At 34.9% G+C, this 22,262-nt stretch carries 19 protein-coding genes; 11 read left to right on the forward strand and 8 right to left on the reverse strand.

Annotation, left to right across the window (positions count from 1 at the left end; all coding sequences use genetic code 11):
• Positions 1–347: 347 nt before the first annotated feature.
• The 3 genes from B5X55_RS14455 to B5X55_RS14465 all read right to left on the reverse strand — a co-directional run bounded on the left by B5X55_RS14455 (position 348) and on the right by B5X55_RS14465 (position 2,893).
• Positions 348–554, reverse strand: a complete 207-nt coding sequence (locus tag B5X55_RS14455) for a hypothetical protein (protein WP_079513343.1) — start codon at positions 552–554, stop codon at positions 348–350.
• Between the two features lie 453 nt (positions 555–1,007).
• Positions 1,008–2,264 carry a methionine adenosyltransferase gene (gene metK, locus B5X55_RS14460; protein WP_079513344.1) on the reverse strand — a complete coding sequence of 419 codons (1,257 nt, stop codon included), beginning with the start codon at positions 2,262–2,264 and terminating at the stop codon, positions 1,008–1,010.
• Positions 2,265–2,524: 260 nt separating this feature from the next.
• Positions 2,525–2,893, reverse strand: a complete 369-nt coding sequence (locus B5X55_RS14465; RefSeq protein ID WP_079513345.1) for a hypothetical protein — start codon at positions 2,891–2,893, stop codon at positions 2,525–2,527.
• A 125-nt stretch (positions 2,894–3,018) separates the two neighbouring features.
• Here B5X55_RS14465 and B5X55_RS14470 point away from each other — a divergent pair, with 125 nt between their 5' ends.
• The 5 genes from B5X55_RS14470 to B5X55_RS14490 all read left to right on the forward strand — a co-directional run bounded on the left by B5X55_RS14470 (position 3,019) and on the right by B5X55_RS14490 (position 7,477).
• A complete protein-coding gene (locus B5X55_RS14470; RefSeq protein WP_079513346.1) occupies positions 3,019–4,455 on the forward strand; it encodes a sensor histidine kinase in 1,437 nt (478 codons plus the stop codon).
• Between the two features lie 8 nt (positions 4,456–4,463).
• Entirely contained in the window at positions 4,464–5,132 is a 669-nt protein-coding gene (locus tag B5X55_RS14475; RefSeq protein WP_394332847.1) for a response regulator transcription factor, read from the forward strand.
• A 143-nt stretch (positions 5,133–5,275) separates the two neighbouring features.
• Positions 5,276–5,890, forward strand: a complete 615-nt coding sequence (locus tag B5X55_RS14480; RefSeq protein ID WP_079513348.1) for a deoxynucleoside kinase — start codon at positions 5,276–5,278, stop codon at positions 5,888–5,890.
• A 26-nt stretch (positions 5,891–5,916) separates the two neighbouring features.
• Entirely contained in the window at positions 5,917–6,891 is a 975-nt protein-coding gene (locus B5X55_RS14485) for an aminodeoxychorismate synthase component I (RefSeq protein WP_079513349.1), read from the forward strand.
• The gene (locus tag B5X55_RS14490; protein WP_079513350.1) at positions 6,875–7,477 is read left to right on the forward strand and encodes an aminotransferase class IV; all 603 of its coding nucleotides are present in this window, start codon (positions 6,875–6,877) and stop codon (positions 7,475–7,477) included. Before B5X55_RS14485 ends, B5X55_RS14490 begins: the two co-directional genes overlap by 17 nt.
• A 3-nt stretch (positions 7,478–7,480) precedes the next feature.
• On the opposite strand, the gene B5X55_RS14495 is transcribed toward B5X55_RS14490, so the two are convergent.
• Entirely contained in the window at positions 7,481–8,509 is a 1,029-nt protein-coding gene (locus B5X55_RS14495) for an App1 family protein phosphatidate phosphatase (protein WP_317042723.1), read from the reverse strand.
• A 209-nt stretch (positions 8,510–8,718) separates the two neighbouring features.
• On the opposite strand from B5X55_RS14495, the gene B5X55_RS14500 reads away from it, so the two are divergent.
• On the forward strand, positions 8,719–9,420 hold the full coding sequence (locus B5X55_RS14500) for an energy transducer TonB (protein WP_079513352.1): 702 nt from the start codon (positions 8,719–8,721) through the stop codon (positions 9,418–9,420).
• 62 nt (positions 9,421–9,482) lie between these two features.
• Here the strand turns inward: B5X55_RS14500 and B5X55_RS14505 are convergent, their stop codons facing one another.
• The 4 genes from B5X55_RS14505 to B5X55_RS14520 all read right to left on the reverse strand — a co-directional run bounded on the left by B5X55_RS14505 (position 9,483) and on the right by B5X55_RS14520 (position 16,208).
• Complete coding sequence (locus B5X55_RS14505) at positions 9,483–11,906, reverse strand: sodium-translocating pyrophosphatase (protein WP_079513353.1); 2,424 nt, start codon at positions 11,904–11,906, stop codon at positions 9,483–9,485.
• 116 nt (positions 11,907–12,022) lie between these two features.
• On the reverse strand, positions 12,023–12,550 hold the full coding sequence (locus tag B5X55_RS14510) for an inorganic diphosphatase (RefSeq protein ID WP_079513354.1): 528 nt from the start codon (positions 12,548–12,550) through the stop codon (positions 12,023–12,025).
• 72 nt (positions 12,551–12,622) lie between these two features.
• The gene (locus B5X55_RS14515) at positions 12,623–15,124 is read right to left on the reverse strand and encodes a DUF5686 family protein (protein WP_079513355.1); all 2,502 of its coding nucleotides are present in this window, start codon (positions 15,122–15,124) and stop codon (positions 12,623–12,625) included.
• A gap of 106 nt (positions 15,125–15,230) precedes the next feature.
• Positions 15,231–16,208 carry a pyruvate dehydrogenase complex E1 component subunit beta gene (locus B5X55_RS14520; RefSeq protein WP_079513356.1) on the reverse strand — a complete coding sequence of 326 codons (978 nt, stop codon included), beginning with the start codon at positions 16,206–16,208 and terminating at the stop codon, positions 15,231–15,233.
• Positions 16,209–16,380: 172 nt separating this feature from the next.
• Between B5X55_RS14520 and B5X55_RS14525 the strand changes: the two genes are divergently transcribed.
• The 5 genes from B5X55_RS14525 to B5X55_RS14545 all read left to right on the forward strand — a co-directional run.
• Positions 16,381–17,121, forward strand: coding sequence for an electron transfer flavoprotein subunit beta/FixA family protein (locus B5X55_RS14525; protein ID WP_079513357.1), 741 nt, complete (start codon positions 16,381–16,383; stop codon positions 17,119–17,121).
• 38 nt (positions 17,122–17,159) lie between these two features.
• Positions 17,160–18,128 (forward strand): electron transfer flavoprotein subunit alpha/FixB family protein, encoded by a 969-nt coding sequence (locus B5X55_RS14530; protein ID WP_079513358.1) that lies wholly within the window; start codon positions 17,160–17,162, stop codon positions 18,126–18,128.
• Positions 18,129–18,214: 86 nt separating this feature from the next.
• Complete coding sequence (locus B5X55_RS14535) at positions 18,215–18,844, forward strand: bifunctional nuclease family protein (RefSeq protein WP_079513359.1); 630 nt, start codon at positions 18,215–18,217, stop codon at positions 18,842–18,844.
• Positions 18,845–18,861: 17 nt separating this feature from the next.
• Positions 18,862–20,322, forward strand: coding sequence for a NupC/NupG family nucleoside CNT transporter (locus B5X55_RS14540; protein ID WP_079513360.1), 1,461 nt, complete (start codon positions 18,862–18,864; stop codon positions 20,320–20,322).
• Between the two features lie 177 nt (positions 20,323–20,499).
• Positions 20,500–22,262: PhoX family protein (locus B5X55_RS14545; protein ID WP_079513361.1), on the forward strand; the 1,763-nt coding region annotated here is incomplete at its 3' end.

Raw genomic sequence — 22,262 nt, forward strand, 5'->3', positions numbered from 1 at the left:
ATGCTTGGAATTACGATAGAAAAAAGAACAAAAGCATTTCGACTGCGCTCAATACAACACAAATTAGTCTGCCAAAAATAGAAGCAGTAGGCTTTAGAATACGCCCTAAACAATGTGAACAGGCTTAGTTTGACATAAAAGAAAATGGCGTGTTCTAAATAGACATATTGCTTCTCAATATAGAGCCTAACGGCAGCATTGCTCGCAATTAAATTTAACACTATATCATGAATAACTTTCTTGCCAGCATTAGAATGCCTGAGAAGAAATCGTTGTTGTATACTTGAATTTTAGAATCTTTGAGTATTTGATTTTTCATTAAAAGGGCTTTTAGGTAGGATTAATATTTAGTCAAAATAGGGAAATATACTCACTGTTTCAACAGCCCTTTTAGATTTTTCAATTTCAAAATCTAGATTAAATTTCATTGAACGATACTCGGTCTTTGTAGCATCTAAAACAACAAACTCAGAAATTAGGTCAGTTTCTTTTGAGCAAGATTGCAATAGAATGCATACTAAAATTGCAAAGGGAATTCTGTGGGGTTTTAACATGGCATTTGTAGGTTAAGTTATTTTCTAAATAGGTTTTTCAAAGACTCCATATCTTTAAACAGGATTAAAATTAAGCTGAATTTTGGGGCTTCAACTTGAATTTGTTACTATCCATTTTTTGTTTGTACTCGTACTATATATTTCATCTTTTAGGTGGCGAGATTTGGGATTCTCCAATTATTACATTTCAAATGTATGTAATCTTTTTCCTACAAATAAAATTTTGTGGTCAAATGATTATAAGTTGTTGTGAAGGGATGTTAATTGGCTTGTGATGTAAATTTAAATTTCGTGCTTTAAAGATTGCTACTCTACATAGCCTACTCTAGTATTTTCAAAATGAAGCTTAATGTATAAGTCTACATAGATGGCAAAAAAAATGCTTCGTGAAACACGAAGCATTTATATACTAAACAATAATCAACAGATTGCTTCGCAATGCTGGCAATGATCTTAAATATTAAATGCCTTTTTTATCTCGTCTACCTTATCCAGCTTTTCCCAGGTGAACAATTCCACTTCTCTTTCAATACGGCCATTATATGGTGATTCAAAAACCTTAGTAATGGTTACTGGTGTTTTCCCCATGTGTCCGTAAGCTGCAGTTTCTAAATAAATAGGGTTTCTTAACTTCAAACGCTCTTCAATCGCAAATGGTCGCATATCAAATAACTGAGCCACCTTCTTTGCTATTTCGCCATCGCTCAATTGTACTTTTGCTGTTCCGTATGTATCTACATAAATAGAAGTTGGTTCTACTACCCCAATTGCGTAACTCACTTGTACTAAAATTTCATCTGCTACCCCAGCAGCAACCAAATTCTTTGCTGCATGACGTGCGGCGTAAGCCGCACTACGGTCTACCTTACTTGGGTCTTTTCCACTAAAAGCGCCACCACCGTGAGCACCTTTACCACCGTAAGTATCAACGATAATCTTACGACCTGTTAAACCTGTATCTCCATGAGGACCACCAATTACAAACTTTCCGGTGGGGTTTATATGGTACTTAATTTGGTTATCAAACAACTTTTGCGTCTCCTTAGGCAATTGAGCTTTTACTCTCGGAATAAGTATAGAAATAATGTCTGACTTAATTTTAGCCAACATTTTCTCATCGTCTTTATCAAAGGCATCATGCTGTGTTGACACAACAATCGTATCTATACGTTGTGGCTCATTGGTATCGGAATATTCAATCGTAACCTGAGCTTTAGCATCTGGCCTTAGATAGGTGATTTCTTTATTCTCGCGTCTAATTTCTGCCAATGTGTGCAGAATTTTGTGGGATATATCCAATGCTAAAGGCATATAGTTTTCGGTTTCGCTCGTCGCATACCCGAACATCATACCTTGATCTCCAGCACCTTGTTCCTCTTTAGAACCACGGTCAACACCTTGGTTGATATCTTGCGATTGCTCATGAATTAAGGAGATAACGCCACAAGAATCACCACTAAACTGATACTCTCCTTTCGTATACCCTATTTTATTGATGACCTCACGGGCAATATTCTGCACATCTAAATAGGTATCACTCTTCACTTCCCCAGCCAATACTACTTGACCAGTAGTCACCAAGGTTTCGCAAGCAACTTTACTTTCTGGATCAAATGCCAGAAAATTATCTAATAATGCATCACTAATTTGATCCGCAACTTTGTCCGGATGTCCTTCACTAACAGATTCTGATGTAAATAAATAAGCCATTACAATATTTTTGACAGTAATGGATTTGGTGATATACGGGAAGAAGTTTATGAGTCTCTATGAAAGAGAATCCAAATTATATTTGGAATAAACTGCTTTAGCATTTTTATCCTTAAAACTAGCTTAAGGCCCCGAGGTTGCAATCAGACAAATCCTTCCTCTTTAATAATGACACAAAAGTATGTAATTTAAGCTTGCTTGCAACATATCTACTAATAAACCTATTAAAAAAAAGGTTTATAGAATAGCTTAGAATTATTTTAACTTTTATAATTTTTCAATAGTTTTTTCGTGATAGTTAACATTTGTTTTTGCATCTCATATTTTTCACTTTCATAGCCAGAAACTGTAAATTTTAATTGAGAAAAATGCACATCGTTATTACTTTTATCTTGAACATCAACATCCTTTAATTCAATAAAAAAGGTGATTTTTGAATTAATTTCATCTAATTCAAAAACGCTAAAAAAATCATCCCAATCAATCGTTTTCAATTCGTCAAGAGAATTAACCGTAATCCCTATTTCGTGAATTTCAAATCTTTCAATTTTTGAACTTTTGGTTTGAGAAAAAATAGTAGAAGTGATTGACAAAGCAATTACTGTAAAAAGTGCTTGTAAGGTTTTCATCTATATCTGTTTTTTAATTATTATTTCACAAATATGGCAATCAGGACGAACACATTTGGTTAATTAACGTTAACGAGTGTTAACACAAAGCTATTTAACCTCGAAAATGGATTTATCTTTACTATATGGACAATAAAAACTACAAGCCCTTCTTTTTAGTTACCATAATTATCACTCTCTTAATCGTTGCAATGCAATTGTATTGGAATTTTGAAATGTTTGCGTCTAACAAATCACAATATGTTTTCAAAGTTGAAAAAGCTTTTGAAGATGCTATTGAAACATACTACTTTGAGCTAGGCAAATCTGATGTGTTAACCATTTTGGACACCGATTTTACTAATAAAAATGACAGCTTAAGCGGAGTACAGTTTTTAAATAAAAACCCTTTAAAGGAAATGTCTACATTCTTTAAAAAAAACTCCAATACAGAATCAATTGACTTTAGGGAAATAATTGACTCCTCACAGACTGAAAATAACTTTTTATTAGTTACAGGAAAATCTGCAATGGATGATAATGTTTTAGCAGAATTAAAATTCAACAATATTACAGTTACTCAAACTCGAGACTCTATAGATTTTAAATTACTTAGGAAAATCACAGATAGTATTTTTCTAAAAGAGAAAATAAAAAGCATTTATAACGTGCTACACTACAAAAAAGATACAATTTTTGGAAGTGATATTGTTCTAACAAACAAAACAGGTCTAATTGAATATTCTAGTACTTCTAATTACATCCCCAATCTTCAAAACTTAGAACTTGAATTCAATAATACTGAAAAACAAGCATTTTTTAAAAGTCTTACTGGTATTATCCTTTCTTTAATTTTATCTCTTGGTATTCTTTTCAGCATCTACTATTTAATTAAAACGATAAATAAACAAAAACAACTTTCAAAAATAAAAGATGATTTTATCAGTAATATAACTCATGAATTTAAAACACCAATAGCAACGGTTTCTGCAGCTATTGAGGCATTAGGTAGCTTTAACGTTATACAGGATAAAGAAAAAACTAACACCTATTTAACTATATCTAACCAACAATTAAAAAAGTTAGATGTTATGGTAGAAAAACTTCTTGAGACTTCGGCACTTGATGAAAATAATGTCAAACTAAATAAACACGTAGTTGACATTGTACCCCTTATCGAAAAACTATTGACTAAATACGAACTAATAACAAACACGAAAGAATTTAAATTAAATACCAATGTAAGTTCTCTAAAACTGAAAGTTGATTCATTCTACTTTTCTAGTGCTATTTCTAATCTTTTAGATAATGCTGAAAAATATGGAGGTCGAAAAATTGAAATAAAAATTACTCAAAATGTTAATTCAACTAATATCTCTATTAGAGATAATGGAAATTCTTTAAATCAAACTGACTCCTCTTATATTTTTGATAAATTTTCACGAAAAGCAACGGGAAACAATCATGATGCAGCGGGTAGCGGTATTGGACTTTATTTCTCTAAAAAAGTTGTCGAAAAACATGGTGGTACAATTACTCTAAAAGTTATGGAAGATTTTACTGAATTTATTATCACCATATGAATCAAAAGATGAAAATACTATATGCTGAAGATGAAGAATCATTAGCCTTAATAGTCAAAGAGAGCTTAGAGTCTAAAGATTTTGAGGTACTTCATTGTAATAATGGGGATGATGCTTTGGAAATTTTCGATATTAAAAACCCAGACATTATTGTTCTAGATATCATGATGCCTAAAAAGGATGGATTTACCGTGGCTAAAGAAATAAGACAAAAAGACAAAAATGTCCCCATTATTTTCCTTACCGCAAAAATTCAAACAAAAGATGTGGTCCTAGGTTTTGAATTGGGTGCCAATGATTACTTAAAAAAACCTTTTAGTATCGAAGAGCTTATTGTTAGAATACATTCTTTATTAAACAGAAGAACGAGGAAATCTATAGAACAAAACATAAAAATTGGCAGCTATACGTTTAATCACATAAAACAACAATTAGTAAAGGATGAAGTTTCTATAAGCCTTACACACAGAGAGTCAGAATTATTGTTTTATTTATGCAAAAACAGAAATGATATTTTAGAGCGAACTTTTATTTTAAATAAAATTTGGGGAGATGATGATTTCTATAATGCCCGTAGTATGGATGTCTTTATCACTAAGTTAAGAAAAAAACTAAAAAAGGATAATACTATACAAATAATCAACATACGTGGTATCGGATATAAACTGATTTGCTGATTAGACAAGCCTGTTCATTATTAGTGATTAAATACTAAACATGTCATTCGTCCAAAAGGACATACTATTTTTCTTAATGCATAATTTACTTTGTATATTGTGCGTTATAATTTTCACTTAACTAACCGTTAAATAAACTCAAAATGCATATTGCCGTAGCTGGAAATATTGGTGCAGGTAAAACAACCCTAACCAGATTACTTTCAAAACATTATAAGTGGGAAGCGCATTTTGAGGATGTTGTCGAGAATCCATATTTAGATGATTTTTATAATCAAATGGAACGATGGAGTTTCAACCTTCAAATCTACTTTTTAAATAGTCGATACCGCCAAATCTTACAAATTAAAGAAAGCGGCAAAGAAGTTATACAGGATAGAACCATTTACGAGGATGCACATATCTTCGCCCCCAACCTTCATGCCATGGGCTTGATGACAAATCGTGATTTTCAAAACTACTCTAGTCTATTCGATTTGATGGAGAGTTTTGTTGAACCGCCAGATCTTCTTATCTATTTACGAAGCTCTATTCCTAATTTGGTAAAACAAATACATAAGCGTGGTCGTGAATACGAAAACACTATTTCTATTGACTACCTAAGCCGTTTGAACGAGCGATATGAAGCATGGGTTCATGGCTATGAAAAAGGAAACTTACTTATCATCGATGTTGATGATTTAGATTTCGTTGACAACCCTGAAGATTTAGGAATTATACTAAACAAAATTGACGCTGAAATCAACGGCCTTTTTTAAACTCACCGTATCTAAGCTCAAATTCATTGAAAGATTTTGAAAAGAAGGTTACCGACTTTCTTCACGAAGAAAAACCATTTTTATTTATAATAGACTTTAATAAGTCTAAAAAACTGGTGTATTCACTTGAGGAAGCAGCCGAACAAAACATCTATTTCAATATTAAAGGAAAAGGAAACGACAATCATCTAGACTCTAGAATACTAGATGACAGTCTGATAAATTTACACCCTGAACCTATCTCAAAAGAAATCTATCAGAAAGCTTTTGACACGGTTAAAAAGGAATTGAATACTGGCAATAGCTTTTTACTAAACCTTACATTCCCAACTACTCTTAATACAACAGCAAATTTAAAAGAGATTTATCGAAAAGCATCAGCGCCATACAAGCTACTATACAAAGATAAATTCGTGCTTTTCTCACCAGAGTGTTATCTAATAATCAAGAACGATGCTATTTTCTCGTACCCCATGAAAGGGACAATAAATAGCGCTATACCAAACGCAAAAGAATTACTACTTTCTAATAAAAAGGAACAATACGAACACAATACTATTGTAGACCTAATTAGAAACGATCTTTCTATAATTGCTAAAAAAGTAAAGGTCAATAAATTTAGATATATTGAAAAAATAAAAAAAGGCAATCAAGAACTACTGCAAACTAGCTCCGAGATACAAGGTGAGCTACCCAAAAACTGGAAAGATAATTTCGCAAATTTGTTACTGAAGACTTTACCCGCTGGATCTATAAGCGGAGCTCCAAAAAAGAAAACGATAGATATTATTGAGCATGTTGAAATTATGCCTCGCGGATTTTACACTGGCATTTTCGGAGTCTTTGATGGTACCCAAATTGATAGTGCCGTTAGTATTAGGTATATTGAACAAATTGACGGACAACTACATTACAAAAGTGGTGGCGGTATAACCCACTTAAGTAAGCTAGATGAGGAATATCAAGAACTTTTAGAAAAAATATATGTACCCACTATTTGAATCTGTATGTATTGCGAATGGTGAGATTCAAAATGCCTTTTACCATGAATCGAGGTTCAAATTATCTTTTTATGCCTTTTTTGGATTCGAGGCAAAATATTCTTTATTTGACAAAGTAATTTTACCGCAGATTGACAAATCTCTAAAATGTAAATTGAGAATCGAATACAATGAAATTGGTACTAAATGGACAATTTCCGAATACCTCAATACTTTACCCACAAGCCTATTGTTACTAAAAGATAATGAAATTGACTACAGATTAAAATATGCTGACCGAAAACACTTAAACCACCTTTATCATCAAAAAATAAACTTTGAAGATGTTTTAATCATTAAGAACGGATTCGTTACCGATGCGACCTACTCCAATATTCTATTTACTGATGGATATAAAATAGTAACCCCTTCTACCCCTCTATTACTCGGTACTTGCAGAACAAGGCTTCTTGCTGAAGAAAAGATCACAGAAGTCCCTATTAAAGCAGCTTCTATTCACTTATTCAAAAGCTTTCAATTAATTAATGCTTTAAACGATTTTGATGAAAACAGGTGGATACCTATACAAAATATTGTAATCACATAGTTTTTAGATAAATCCGTTTTCTTTCGCATGCGCGATTGCCTCCTCTGTTTTATTTACCATTAAAAAAGGAATATCCTTGAAGTCTAAAAATAAATTTTCAATCCGTTTCATTCGTTTTGAATGGTTTACGCTTCGCAGGTAAATCGCTTTTATTCTCCCTGGAAACAAGCTGGAAATTTCTTGGTAAATATCTCCATCTTTCTCTCCGCTATCACCTATTAATATAAATGGCAAATTAGGATACGCTTTTAGTAGATTACTGATTTCTCGTTGCTTTTGTGGTTTCTCATCATTCTTTTTACGCATTCTAAAACTAGCTATACTACGCAATAGAATAGGCCCTTTAGGAAAGCTATTTGTTTTTAAAAAGAGTTCAAGATATCGGTATAAATTCCAAGGGCTATGACTCACATAAAATAAGGGGTTGGCTTCACTTCCTGTTTTCCCGTTGTGGAGTTTCATGTAAAAGTCAGAAGCACCTTCAAGTTGCCTACGCTTTGTAGCGCGTTTAAACATGGTATTTATTATTACCTTCCATTTTAGTGAAGATACTACACCGGTATGTAAAATAGTATCGTCTATATCACTTATGACCCCGAATTTAGCATGCTCATTAGGAATCAGCATTTCACCTGTAAATCGATTTTGTAGTACTACTTCCCTTTTTAAGTTTGGATTGCTAAATGACAGTTCAAAACTCAGCCAACCCTCATCATTTGCTAAACTTTGAAGGCCCTCAATATTCTTATCAAATAAGTAATACCCATCATCATCAGTAGTCCCTTGTACCGTTTCTCCGTTGGCAAAAGTAATTTTAAGAGCTGTATTTCTAACTTCATCCGTTTCAAACCGCTTCCAAGTATTCCCCATCAAATTGAAAATACCTTTTTGGTCTAAATCAATATTTTCATCCTCAATAGCGCGACCACGTACATACAGCCGGGTTCCACTTCCGTATGACTGAAAGTTGATAATTTGAAGTTTGTCTTTCTTAAAAATACCCATGGCGTTAAAATTACGGTCTTTCGACAACCTTTAAAATTTTTATTTCAATAAATACCACTTTTAAGTCACTACATAAACCATTTATGATAGTACTAATCAGATTTAAAAGTCAATTCCCTCAGTGAAAACTACCATTGACTCATTTCTCGTTTCACAACCTCTTTCTAAAGAATAGCTTTATGGAAGCAAAAGAATAATAACCGCACTTGTTCGCAACAAGTCTAAATCTCTAAATTATGGAACCAAAAAAAAATCCACAGCAAGACCTCAACAAAAAGAGTAGCATGTATTTCGTATTCGGACTACTATTAGTATTGGCCATGGTATACGTAGCCTTAGAATGGAAGTCGTTTGAATCTGATAGGCATATCGATGAAGCCATGAATACTAACGAAAGTGAAATAGAAGAAGACCTAGTTGAGAAGTTCAAAATTGAAGAACCTGAAGTCAAACAAGTTTTACCACAAGAAATTAAAATTGAAGAGAATGATGCCGAAATCGAGGAAACGGAAGTAATTTCCTCAGAAGCAGACCCCGAAACTGAGGTTTTAGAAGCTACAGATTTAGAAGTTATTGACGTACCCGACGAAGTAGAGGTAAATTGGGTGACTATTGAAGAAGTTCCTGTTTTTCCAGGTTGTGAAGATGAAAAGGACAAGAGGGCTTGTTTTAATGACATGATGCAAAAACATATTCGAAAAAACTTCAGGTATCCAGAATTGGCACAAGAAATGGGACTTCAAGGCAGAGTAAGTACGCAATTCATCATTAATAAAGATGGAAGTATTGGCACTATTCAAAAAAGAGGGCCACATGAATTATTAGAAAATGAAGCAGCACGCATACTTTCTAAACTACCAAAAATGACACCGGGCATGCAACGTGGAACAGCAGTTAAAGTTCCTTTCAGTATTCCTATCACTTTTAAATTACAATAAGTTAAAGCATAAAAAAAGCCATCAGCAATACTGATGGCTTTTTTTTATATTCTAAGCATCAATTATTTGTTAATCTCTACTTTTTCAATAGTTACTTCTGTTGCTGTTCCTTTTTTAAGAACATTTGCATTTTCAAATTCAGCCAATTGCGCTTCTACTTCAGCTTTAGTTCCATTATAAACCACCTCTTCAGTAACCGATTCGCCATTAATCGTAGTAGTATATGTTACGGTAGCTTCTGCTAAATCAGCACTTTCTACATTCATTTCTATTGTAACTTCATTCGTTTCATTTTGTACCGCAACACCTTCTTCTGCATGTCCACCCAATATTGGCGCAATTACCAAACCAATTAAACAAGTCAGTTTTATTAAAATGTTCATTGAAGGACCTGATGTATCTTTGAAAGGATCGCCAACTGTATCTCCTGTTACTGCTGCTTTGTGAGCTTCAGAACCTTTATAGGTCATTTCACCATTAATCTCAACACCAGCTTCAAATGATTTCTTAGCGTTATCCCAAGCACCACCAGCGTTATTTTGGAATATAGCCCATAATACACCTGAAACAGTAACACCTGCCATATAACCACCTAACATCTCTGCAATAGCTAATTTGTTCATTCCAAATAATAAGGGTGCAAAAGCAATCAATAACGGGAAACCGATAGTCAATAAACCTGGCAACATCATCTCTCTAAGAGAAGCTTGTGTAGAAATAGCAACACATTTATCATATTCTGGCTTACCCGTACCTTCCATAATACCAGGAATTTCTTTAAACTGACGTCTAACTTCCTGAACCATTTCCATTGCAGCTTTACCAACAGCGTTCATCGCTAAGGCAGAAAATACTACTGGTACCATACCACCAACGAATAACATTGCTAATACTGGAGCTTTGAATATATTAATACCATCAATACCAGTGAATGTTACATAAGCAGCAAACAATGCTAAAGAAGTTAATGCTGCAGAAGCAATGGCAAAACCTTTACCAGTTGCAGCCGTAGTGTTACCTACAGAATCTAAAATGTCTGTTCTTTCTCTTACGATAGGCTCTTGCTCACTCATTTCTGCAATACCTCCAGCGTTATCAGATATAGGACCAAAAGCATCTATAGCTAATTGCATAGCAGTAGTTGCCATCATTGCTGATGCCGCTAGTGCTACACCATAAAAACCTGCAAAAGCATAAGACGACCATATAGCAGCCGCAAATAACAATACAGATGGGAAAGTAGAAATCATACCTGTCGCCAAACCTGCAATTATATTCGTACCTGCACCCGTAGAAGATTGTTGAACAATTTTTAAGATTGGACTTTTTCCTAATCCTGTGTAATATTCTGTTACTGAAGAAATTCCTGCACCAACTACTAAACCAACTAGCGTTGCATAAAATACACGCATCGAAGAAATTTCTTTTAAACCTTCACCAAAGAAATTCATTTGCATTGTTTCAGGTAACATCCAAGTTACTAAACCAAAGCACGATACAGCAACTAAAGCTATAGATACCCAATTTCCTAGGTTTAAAGCTCCCATTACTTGAGATTCTTTAGCATCGTTACTCTTTATTTTTACTAGCATCGTTCCAATTACAGAAATAATAATTCCAACCCCTGCAATTGACATTGGCAATAAAATTGGACCAATACCACCAAAGGCATCAGCAATATTTCCACCCATATCTTTAATCACATAGTTACCAAGAACCATTGCAGCTAAAACTGTAGCTACATAAGAACCGAATAAATCTGCTCCCATTCCTGCAACATCACCTACGTTGTCGCCAACGTTATCGGCAATAGTTGCTGGGTTACGAGGATCATCTTCTGGTATACCTGCTTCTACCTTACCCACTAAATCTGCACCAACATCTGCAGCTTTCGTGTAGATACCACCACCTACACGTGCAAACAATGCAATAGATTCAGCACCTAATGAAAAACCTGCAAGAGTTTCAAGTACAATAGTCATATCCATAGTCGTAGTCCAAACACCTCCCATAAAAAATTGGAAGAATAGAATAAAAAATATGGTAAGACCTAGAACTGCTAAACCTGCAACACCCAGACCCATAACGGTACCACCACCAAATGAAATTTTCAATGCATTAGGCAAACTTGTACGGGCGGCTTGTGTGGTACGAACATTCGTTTTCGTAGCGATTTTCATACCTATGTTTCCTGCAAAGGCTGAAAAAATAGCTCCAAAAATGAATGCTACCACAATTAACCAATGTGTTGTTGGTACTACAAATGAAACTATTGCAAGTAAAACACTTACTATTACTACGAATATGGACAAAAGTTTATATTCTGCACTTAAAAAAGCTAGAGCGCCTTCATAAATGTAATCTGATATTTCTTTCATTTTCCCATCTCCGGCATCTTGTTTCATTACCCAAGACCTCTTGATACCCATATAAATTAGGCCTAAAACAGCCATTACTATTGGCATATAAATCATTAGTGACTCCATTTAATCTGTTGTTTGTTTAGTTATAAAATTAGCGCGGCTAAAGTAGTAAATTAGAATAGAATAAAAAAAAGCCACTTTTTTATACAAAAAGTGGCTTTAAAACTGAATAAAATTATTTAAATCACAAAAGTTCGCTTTGCTTTGTGCTCACTTTCGTTATATCTCTTCACACATTCGTGGTATATTTCTATTGCCTCCTTAGCATCTCCCCAACCGCCAGTATCTACTTTTTTCTCTTCTAAATCTTTATATACCTGAAAGAAATGTTCAATTTCTTTTAATCTATGAGGATTCAAATCACTGATATCATTGTTGTTACTCCAAATTGGGTCAGAAACAGGCACACAGATAATTTTCTCATCTGGTCCTTTTTCATCGGTCATATGAAACACACCTATTGGCTTCACTTCCATTACTGTCATTGGGTAGGTTGGCTCCGTTCCCATTACCAAAACGTCAAGTGGATCCTTATCTAAGGCCAATGTTTCTGGAACAAACCCATAATCACCTGGGTACATCATGGAAGAAAAAAGCATACGATCAAATCGTATTTTATGTAAAGCAAAATCGTATTCGTATTTATTTCTACTTCCTTTCGGAATCTCTATTAACACATCAAAGGTCAATCCTTTAGCTGCTGCCATATTTTAAGTTGTTTAATTTATAGTTGTCTATGAAACGGTACTTCTCTGTTATAATTGTAAAAAATAAATGAATTAAAAGACAAATCCAAACGTTCCGGTAACTCCGAACGGCCTTGCTTCTGGATTATCTAAATAATTACCTCTAAAATTAAAATCTAATCTAAAGATCTTGAAAATATTACCTATACCGAAGGAATATTCATAATATATCTTTTCTGATGGCGCACGCAACGGTGTATTTGCCGTAGCTGGCGCACTTAATGCTTTGTTTGCATCAGACAAATCGCCCCAAACTCCACGAATCGCCACAATCTCTCTAAGATTATATTTTCTAAGGAATGGTATTCTTGAGAAAAATCGTCCATTAAAATTATGCTGCAAATGCACCGCAGCATAAGTATCGGTTACAAATTCGTAAAAATCTAAATTTGGAAACGTCCCGTAATTTGAGAAAAAAGTTTGATTCCCTGGCACCACACTTAAAAGCCCTAAAGGTACTTCTCCGAATGTTTTACCAAGCTCTACAGTACTTAACAACCTACCAAAACCACCTAGCTGCCAAGGCTGACTATATGAAAATTGAAGCTTACTATAATCAAAATCACTATCAAGCACACCCTTTATTCCTTTAGTGTAGTTCAGTAATATGGTACTATAAGTATCATTAACATCACGACGCTCAACACCATAACCAATGGTCTTCTTACCCGGTGTATATAGAATTAGCGCATTAAAATCGAATTGTCGTATTTCAGATGAAACCCCTGTAGGTGATTCTGGATCTACATAGTCCAAACTAAAATCATTTGGCAAAGCAGAACTTAATGTTCTAAAGGTACCTCCTACCGAAAACTTAAAATTAGTTAGCGGTTCAATTTCGAAATTAAGAGCACTCAGGTTAATATTGGTCAATCGATTATTGGCGCCGACCGTTAATAATGATGATGAGGCAATACTGCGACCCAAAACATCATTTGTCGCCGTTAAACTAACACCAAGTTGTTCAATATCTCTTCTATTCCCCCCTGATACGATTAACCTACTATTTCTATCTACTAAAAATTTACCGGCAAGGCCATGTTTAAATTTATGATCTTTAAATCCGTATGCCGTATAACCTTCAATTCGCCAAGGGTCATTTTGACCATAATATGTTCTTGCCCCAACTCTTACCCGAGCACCTTCAGCACTATTGTATCCGAAGAAATCATAAACCGAACCTAAATCTAGATTCCATTTATCCATTTCAACATAACCAGACCCTAATATACTTACGAAGTTATAATATGATTTAAATTTAGGAACCGTCTTTAACGTATCTAATAACTTGTAGATTCCTTTTTCATCTTTATTTAAGGTTTCTAGTCTATTTTTCTCCCAAAACGCATCATCTTTCAATATTTGATTAACATCTAATGGATTTCGTTCTTTTCTATAGGCCTCCCTTGGCTTAAGTTTATTAAAATCATAATTATCATAAACCGTTGTTCGTTTACCATACAAACCTCTAGACTCCTCTTTCTTGTTAAAACTGAAATCACTTAACATATAATCTCGTTTCAGAAGAAAAACAGAATCATTAACTACTTCAAAATCTTGTTCAATATAAATCTCTTTAACCCAGTTGATATTTGCACTTTTGGTAACCTGTAGATTTATATTTTTAATGGCGTATGTGGAATCATTCACCCAAAAATCACCTTTAAATGTCAGTTCGTTTTTACGTCGAGGGTAGTATACTATATTATAACACCATTTATTATCTATAAAAGCGCTATCGCGCAATGCATAATTATAGGTGTCAACACCAGTTCTTGACAAAGGACTAGTAAAACTTTTATCGAAAAATTTTAGGTAATTATTGTAGACATCATACTCTTGATACAAATCTTTAACAAAGGCAATAATGGCTTGGTTGTTTTCAAAACCTGAATTCTTATTACCTAATATATCTTCCTTTTCTTCATTAAGTTTATTATCACCATAGACTTTAGAAAATGTTTCATTCAAGAAAATAGGCAAATAGGTTTTGCCTGTAATTCTAGAGGTGTCCAAATCTTGAAATACAAATTCTAGTCCTTTAAATATTTTACTTTTTATTAGAGAACTGTCTATCGTATTTAAATCAAACTCAACCTTTTCATATTTATCAAAAGCATACTGGTTAAATTGGCGAACCCCGTTTTGCCTTTTTTTTGCCCAAATTTTACGAAGAATATCTACAGCAGGGTTATTCTTTTTAGATTGTTTACCCGCTATTAGAACCACCTCATTTAGCTGCTCAGCCGACTCTGTAAGTATGATTTTTAAATCATACATTACCTTAGAGGTAAGTTCAAGCTCGTATTCTGTATATCCTATAAATGATATGATTGCTGTACTATAGTCGTTTTCAGATTCTAAATAAAACCTACCATCATCATTTGTAATCGTACCCTCAGTAGAATTTTTAAATAAAACATTAGCAAACGAAACTGGTTCGCCTTGTTCATCTATTACAATACCCCCAACTTTAGTTTGAGCGTGAGTTATAAAAAAACAAAAACTGACTATTACAAAGAATATATCTTTCATCAAATATTTTGGTTGTCTTGCATTTTTTAAATCAAATTACCTATCAATAAAAAAAGCTTCTCCAGACTTGGTCGGAGAAGCTAAGATACTTTTACAAAATTGTATTTTATTTATATAAAACTTTTTTAACAGCCGCAACGACATCTTTATAATTCGGCAACCACTCTTCTAATAAAACTGGTGAGTAAGGTGCAGGAGTATCAGCTGTGTTAATTTTAACAATAGGAGCATCTAAATAATCGAATGCATGCGCTTGAACATGATACGTAATTTCAGTAGCAACATTACCAAATGGCCATGCTTCTTCTAAAATCACTAAACGGTTTGTCTTTTTTACAGATTTAAGAACAGCCTCATAATCTAGCGGCTTAACAGTACGTAAATCTATAATTTCACAACTAATACCATCTTTCTTTAATTCATCGGCAGCTTTATCAGCTTCCTTTATAATCTTACCAAAAGAAACTATCGTTACATCTTTACCTTCACGACGAATATCAGCAACACCTAACGGAATGGTATAATCTCCTTCTGGAACTTCACCCTTGTCACCATACATTTGTTCAGACTCCATGAAAATAACTGGGTCATTATCACGTATAGCTGCTTTCAACAATCCTTTTGCATCGGCTGGGTTCGACGGCACAACAACCTTTAAACCTGGACAGTTCGCATACCAACTTTCAAAAGCTTGTGAATGCGTTGCTCCCAATTGACCTGCAGAACCTGTTGGCCCTCTGAATACTATTGGACAAGGAAACTGTCCGCCAGACATCTGTCTAATTTTAGCTGCATTATTTATAATTTGATCTATACCTACCAACGCAAAGTTGAAGGTCATAAATTCAATAATCGGTCTATTCCCTGTCATTGTAGAACCAACACCTATCCCTGCAAAACCAAGTTCTGAAATTGGCGTATCTATAACCCTCTTAGGGCCAAATTCATCCAACATACCCTTGGAAGCTTTATAGGCGCCGTTATATTCTGCTACCTCTTCACCCATCAAATAGATAGACTCGTCCCTTCTCATTTCTTCGGACATCGCCTCGGCTATCGCTTCTCTAAATTGTAGTGTTTTCATCTATCGAAAATATTAATCTTTGTTATATGCTAGAAAGCAAGCAAAAATAGGAAATATAATGTCAATTAATAGAACGCTCTATTTAAAAAAAGTTATAAAATTTACTATGCGTGCATAGTAAATTTAGAATTAAATAGTTATCTTCGTCGTCATTGAATTAAAGTTTTTACACATGAAGATATTAGTTTGTATAAGTAATGTTCCAGATACCACCTCTAAAATTAATTTCACCGATGGCGATACCAAATTCGACACCAATGGCGTGCAATTTGTTATCAACCCAAATGATGAATTCGGATTGACAAGAGCAATGTGGTTCAAGGAAAAACAAGGAGCTACGGTACATATCGCAACCGTTGGCGGACCAAGTGTTGAACCTACAATGCGCAAAGCACTAGCTATTGGTGCAGATGAAGCTTTTAGAATAAATGCTGAACCTACTGATGGTTTTTATGTTGCACAACAATTGGCTGAAGTTGTTAAGAATGGAGGTTATGATTTAGTAATAGGCGGTAGAGAATCTATTGACTATAATGGTGGTATGGTGCCAGGTATTTTAGCTTCCTTATCTAACATGAATTTTATAAACTCTTGCATTAACCTAGAAATAGATGGCAACAATGTTACCGCTGTAAGAGAAATCGATGGAGGTAAAGAGAAATTAAGCAGTTCACTACCTCTAGTTGTTGGAGGACAAAAAGGTTTAGTTGAAGAAAGTGATTTACGCATACCGAATATGCGTGGTATTATGATGGCTAGAAAAAAACCTTTGAGTGTTTTAGAACCTGTTGATGGTCTTAAAGCAACTGAAGACAAAAAATTCGATAAACCAGCAGCGAAAGGCCAGGTTAAACTTGCCGACAGTGTAGACCAATTGATTGATCTATTACATAATGAGGCTAAAGTCATTTAATATCCCACAAGACGGGTACTAATTAAAAAGAAAGAAAAATGTCAGTTTTAGTATATACAGAATCAGAAAAAGGAAAATTTAAAAAGAACGCACTTGAAGTTGCCTCTTACGCATCAGCTGTTGCAAAAATGATGGGAACCACTGTTACCGCAGTTGCCTTCAATAGCACCGATAATGAATTGCTAGGTGATTATGGTGTTTCTAAGGTTTTAAATGTTAAAGATGAATCTTTGGCAACATTTAACGCTGGCGCTTATGCGGCGTCTATTACACAAGCTGTTAAAAGTACAGACGCCAAGGTTGTTATTCTTAGCTCTAGCACCGATACCAAATATTTAGCCCCTTTACTAGCTGCCAAATTATCTGCTGGGTACGCACCTAACGTGGTACAAGCACCTGAAAGCACTTCTCCATTCATGGTCAAAAGAACCGCATTCAGTAATAAAGGATTTGCTCACACTCAAATAGATACTGATATTAAAATAATCGGAGTATCTAACAATGCATTTGGTGCTCATGAAAGCAAGACAGAAATTACTATAGAAGAAATTAGTGCTACTTCGGATGAAAATATGAACAACACCAAATCCGTAGAAATCGACAAAGTTGTAGGTAAAGCTACAATAGCAGATGCCGATATTGTAGTATCTGCAGGAAGAGGATTGAAAGGTCCAGAGAATTGGGGAATGATAGAAGAACTTGCTGATATACTCGGTGCTGCAACAGCATGCTCTAAGCCAGTATCTGACCTTGGTTGGAGACCTCATGGTGAACATGTTGGCCAAACAGGTAAGCCAGTGGCAAGTAACCTTTACATCGCTATTGGTATTTCTGGAGCAATTCAGCATTTGGCAGGAGTAAGCGCCTCAAAAACAAAAGTTGTTATCAATAATGACCCCGAAGCACCATTTTTTAAGGCTGCCGATTACGGAATTGTTGGCGATGCCTTTGAAGTAGTTCCACAATTGATTGAAAAATTAAAGGTTTTTAAAGCTCAAAACGGCTAATTTTTTGTTATTTTGTGCCCCTTAAAGGGCTGTTCAGATAGTTGGAGCCCCAAGTATTTTGAACAGCCTTTTTTAGTTAAAGATATATGAGTCTAGTACGTTTAAAAATAAAAGGTATTTCCTATAGCCAAACTCAAAATGGTGCCTATGCACTGATTCTGAACGAGGTAGAAGGTGACAGAAAATTACCAATAGTCATTGGTGCTTTCGAAGCACAGTCTATCGCAATCGCTTTAGAAAAAGAAATAAAGCCGCCAAGACCCTTAACACATGACCTTTTTAAGAATTTTTCAGATAGGTTCGATATTGTTATCAAACAAGTAATCATTCACAAATTAGTGGATGGCGTTTTTTATTCTAGCATCATTTGTGAAAGAGACGGTATCGAAGAAATTATAGATGCGAGAACAAGTGATGCCATTGCATTGGCTTTACGTTTTAATGCACCCATCTTCACTTATAAAACTATATTGGATAAAGCCGGAATTTTCCTAAAATTCTCATCAAAGGACAAAGAGAAAAAAGATAGCGATGATAGCATCATGGTAGATGAAATCCTACAAGAAGGTGAAACTATAGAAATAGAATCTGGAGCTTCCGACGGTTATACTGAACTAACGATAAATGAACTTGAGGTAGAATTAAAGAAGGCAGTCGCCAATGAAGACTACGAAAAGGCGGCAAAATTGAGAGATGAAATCTCTAAGCGCAACTAAACACTAAATTACAGTTTATGAAAAAGGGCAAATGGCTGCTATTTTTTGCACTACTACTTACCTCAATAACATTTGCTCAAGACTTAGAAGTGACAAAAGTACTGGAAAACAGTGTTGACACTACCCTGGTTGACGACGCCATAACAGCTAATGTAATGGACATGGAACCAAATGATGGGTTCTCCCTTAATAGCCTTGGAAGAGGTGTTTTAGGCATGTTGGCTTTACTACTACTCGCTTTCTTATTCAGTTCTAACCGAAGAGCAATTAATTGGAAAACTGTAGGTATAGGTTTAATACTGCAATTAGTAATTGCTATTGGTGTTCTTAAAGTCCCTTTTGTACAATTAGTTTTTGAACAAATTGGAAGAATATTCGTTAGCATCCTAGAATTTACACGTGCAGGAAGTAAATTCCTTTTTGAAGGACTTGTTGTAGACACAGGTACCTTTGGCTACATCTTCGCATTTCAGGTATTACCTACTATTATATTTTTCTCTGCTCTTACCTCTTTGTTATTCTACTTAGGAGTTATTCAAAAAGTGGTTAAAAGCTTAGCTTGGTTATTGTCTAAAAGTTTAGGAATTTCGGGACCAGAAAGTCTTTCTGTTGCCGGTAATATATTTCTAGGTCAGACGGAAGCACCTTTACTTATTAAGGCTTATTTGGAGAAAATGACGCGCTCAGAAATACTTCTTGTAATGATTGGCGGTATGGCCACCGTAGCAGGTGCTGTTTTGGCTGCATACATAGGGTTTTTAGGCGGTGAAGATGAAATGCTACAATTGGTTTTTGCTAAGCATTTATTAGCTGCCTCTGTAATGGCAGCACCCGGGGCAATTGTAATTTCAAAAATCCTCTACCCACAGACCGAAAAAGTAAATAGTGATATTCATGTTTCATCTGAAAAAATTGGCTCTAATGTTTTAGATGCCATTGCAAATGGTACAACTGAGGGTTTAAAATTGGCAGTTAACGTGGGTGCTATGCTCTTGGTTTTTGTTGCTATAATCGCAATGGTTAATGGTATTCTAGAATGGACTGGAGATTTCACTAATTTAAACGCTTGGATTGCAGAAAACACATCGTATCAAAAATTTTCCCTTGAAGCAATCTTAGGTACAATTTTCGCCCCTTTAATGTGGTTAATAGGTGTTGCCAATGAAGACATTATGTTGATGGGTCAATTATTGGGCATCAAATTAGTTGCAAGTGAATTTGTCGGCTATATTCAGTTGGCAGAATTAAAAGATTTGGCTACTCAACCCCATTTAAAATTTAATAAGTCGGTAATTATGGCTACTTATATGCTATGTGGCTTTGCAAACTTTGCTTCAATTGGAATACAAATAGGTGGTATTGGCTCCCTTGCACCTGGACAACGAAAAACCTTATCTGAATTCGGTATGAAAGCTGTATTAGGCGGTTCTTTAGCCTCTCTACTTTCTGCAACTATTGCTGGTATGATTTTAGGATAAAAATCTACACCATAACACTAATTACCAAATACTTATGCTTTTTCAGCATTTGTTAATTGTACTTAATCGAAGTAAATGAATTACTTCAGTATTATTTAATAACTTTCATTTCCCCCTTTATATTTCAACTTTTCAGTGCTTAAAAAAGGTACTTGAAGCAAAAATCTTAGAATTGGAATGAAGTATTATTTTATATTTTCCCTCTTGCTTACCCTAAGTGGCAAAGCTCAAAACATAGGAGATTTCATTTCGGTTAATCCAGTATCCCAAAATTCGGATTTCAATATTCCCTCTACCCATACGTTTCAGGCCATTATCTCAAGAGGTGATGCTTTAACGCAGGGTGGAACATTACCTGGAAATACAGATTTCACCGGTTATGTTCCTATAAACGGAAGCAGTGAAAATGGCTACCTAAGCATTAATGCAGAAATTGCTCCAGGTGCTGTGTCCATTTTAGACATTAACTTTAATCCAACCTCAAAACTTTGGTCTACCTCCTATTCACAAGCCGTTGATTTTAGTGATTATGTATTAACTGCTGCGAATTGCTCTGGAACTGTAACCCCATGGAATACTATAATAAGTTGCGAAGAGTACACATCAGCAGAATTGTTTCAAAATCAGTCAATTCCCGTTGACATCAATGGTGATGGCTATCATGATTTAGGCTGGGCCGTTGAAATAAATCCTGCAACCAAAACCGTAATCGATAAGCGATGGGCTTTAGGAAATTTCAAACATGAAAATTTAGTCATACATAGTAATGAAAGAACAGCTTACCAAGGTGCTGATGCTGCAGTAGGATATCTTCATAAGTTTGTTGCTGATAGCCCACAAGATTTAAGTAGTGGTAAACTTTATGTATATAAAGGATCTAAAAACGGACCAGGAAATTGGATTCTATTAAACAATACCACAAAAGAGGAACGAAACACAACTGTTGACCAAAGCGCTGCTTTAGAAGCTACTGTTTTTAATGGAATAGAAGATGTAGAAATTGGACCTGACGGCTTCATTTATTTTGCGGTAAAAAATGAAGATCAAGTATATCGATTTCAAGATTCTGACCCAATTTCTGGAACAACAGTAATTAATATGGAAACCTATGTTGGCAATAAAACATATAGCATTAATCATTCCGGTGGCCCAACTAGTGTAAATTGGGGTTATGGAAATGACAACTTAGCTTTTGACAATGATGGTAATCTTTGGGTTTTACAAGATGGTGACAACAACTATATATGGGTAGTAAAAAATGGTCATACTCAAGCAATTCCTCAAGTTGAAATTTTTGGCATTGTTCCTTCTGGGGCAGAGCCAACCGGAATAACGTTTTCCCCTGATTTTCGTTTCCTATTCATGTCTATTCAACACCCAAATTCTGGCAATAATTCAACAACTCAAACAGATGCCGCCGGAAATGAGGTGCCTTTTGACAAAGATATTTCGTTGGTCATCGCTTTGAATGAAAATTTAGGAACTACAACTGAATATACATGGTATTTAGATGCCGATGGAGATGGATATGCTATAGCTCCTACTGTTACTAGCAGTAATAGCCCTGGACCTGGATATACGCAAAATGTGCTTCCCCTAACAGATTGTAACGATAATGACCCTAATGTGTTCGAAGTTTCAACTTGGTACTTAGATGCCGATGGAGATAATTATGCTGTTACACCTACAATACAAAGTTGTACCTCTCCAGGAACTGGATATACCCAAAATTCACTTCCCTTAACAGATTGTGACGATAACAACCCTAATGTGTTCGAAGTTTCAACTTGGTACTTAGATGCCGATGGAGATAATTATGCTGTTACACCTACAATACAAAGTTGTACCTCTCCAGGAACTGGATATACCCAAAATTCACTTCCCTTAACAGATTGTGACGATAACAACCCTAATGTGTTCGAAGTTTCAACTTGGTACTT

Origin of the sequence: Maribacter arcticus (assembly GCF_900167935.1) — a bacterium.
Lineage (GTDB): Bacteria > Bacteroidota > Bacteroidia > Flavobacteriales > Flavobacteriaceae > Maribacter > Maribacter arcticus.

Coding starts and splice junctions, on each gene's coding strand:
- B5X55_RS14455 (WP_079513343.1), bottom strand. CDS start 554: ATGTTAAAACCCCACAGAATTCCCTTTGCAATTTTAGTATGCATTCTA.
- metK (WP_079513344.1), bottom strand. CDS start 2,264: ATGGCTTATTTATTTACATCAGAATCTGTTAGTGAAGGACATCCGGAC.
- B5X55_RS14465 (WP_079513345.1), bottom strand. CDS start 2,893: ATGAAAACCTTACAAGCACTTTTTACAGTAATTGCTTTGTCAATCACT.
- B5X55_RS14470 (WP_079513346.1), top strand. CDS start 3,019: ATGGACAATAAAAACTACAAGCCCTTCTTTTTAGTTACCATAATTATC.
- B5X55_RS14475 (WP_394332847.1), top strand. CDS start 4,464: ATGAAAATACTATATGCTGAAGATGAAGAATCATTAGCCTTAATAGTC.
- B5X55_RS14480 (WP_079513348.1), top strand. CDS start 5,276: ATGCATATTGCCGTAGCTGGAAATATTGGTGCAGGTAAAACAACCCTA.
- B5X55_RS14490 (WP_079513350.1), top strand. CDS start 6,875: ATGTACCCACTATTTGAATCTGTATGTATTGCGAATGGTGAGATTCAA.
- B5X55_RS14500 (WP_079513352.1), top strand. CDS start 8,719: ATGGAACCAAAAAAAAATCCACAGCAAGACCTCAACAAAAAGAGTAGC.
- B5X55_RS14505 (WP_079513353.1), bottom strand. CDS start 11,906: ATGGAGTCACTAATGATTTATATGCCAATAGTAATGGCTGTTTTAGGC.
- B5X55_RS14510 (WP_079513354.1), bottom strand. CDS start 12,550: ATGGCAGCAGCTAAAGGATTGACCTTTGATGTGTTAATAGAGATTCCG.
- B5X55_RS14515 (WP_079513355.1), bottom strand. CDS start 15,124: ATGAAAGATATATTCTTTGTAATAGTCAGTTTTTGTTTTTTTATAACT.
- B5X55_RS14520 (WP_079513356.1), bottom strand. CDS start 16,208: ATGAAAACACTACAATTTAGAGAAGCGATAGCCGAGGCGATGTCCGAA.
- B5X55_RS14525 (WP_079513357.1), top strand. CDS start 16,381: ATGAAGATATTAGTTTGTATAAGTAATGTTCCAGATACCACCTCTAAA.
- B5X55_RS14530 (WP_079513358.1), top strand. CDS start 17,160: ATGTCAGTTTTAGTATATACAGAATCAGAAAAAGGAAAATTTAAAAAG.
- B5X55_RS14535 (WP_079513359.1), top strand. CDS start 18,215: ATGAGTCTAGTACGTTTAAAAATAAAAGGTATTTCCTATAGCCAAACT.
- B5X55_RS14540 (WP_079513360.1), top strand. CDS start 18,862: ATGAAAAAGGGCAAATGGCTGCTATTTTTTGCACTACTACTTACCTCA.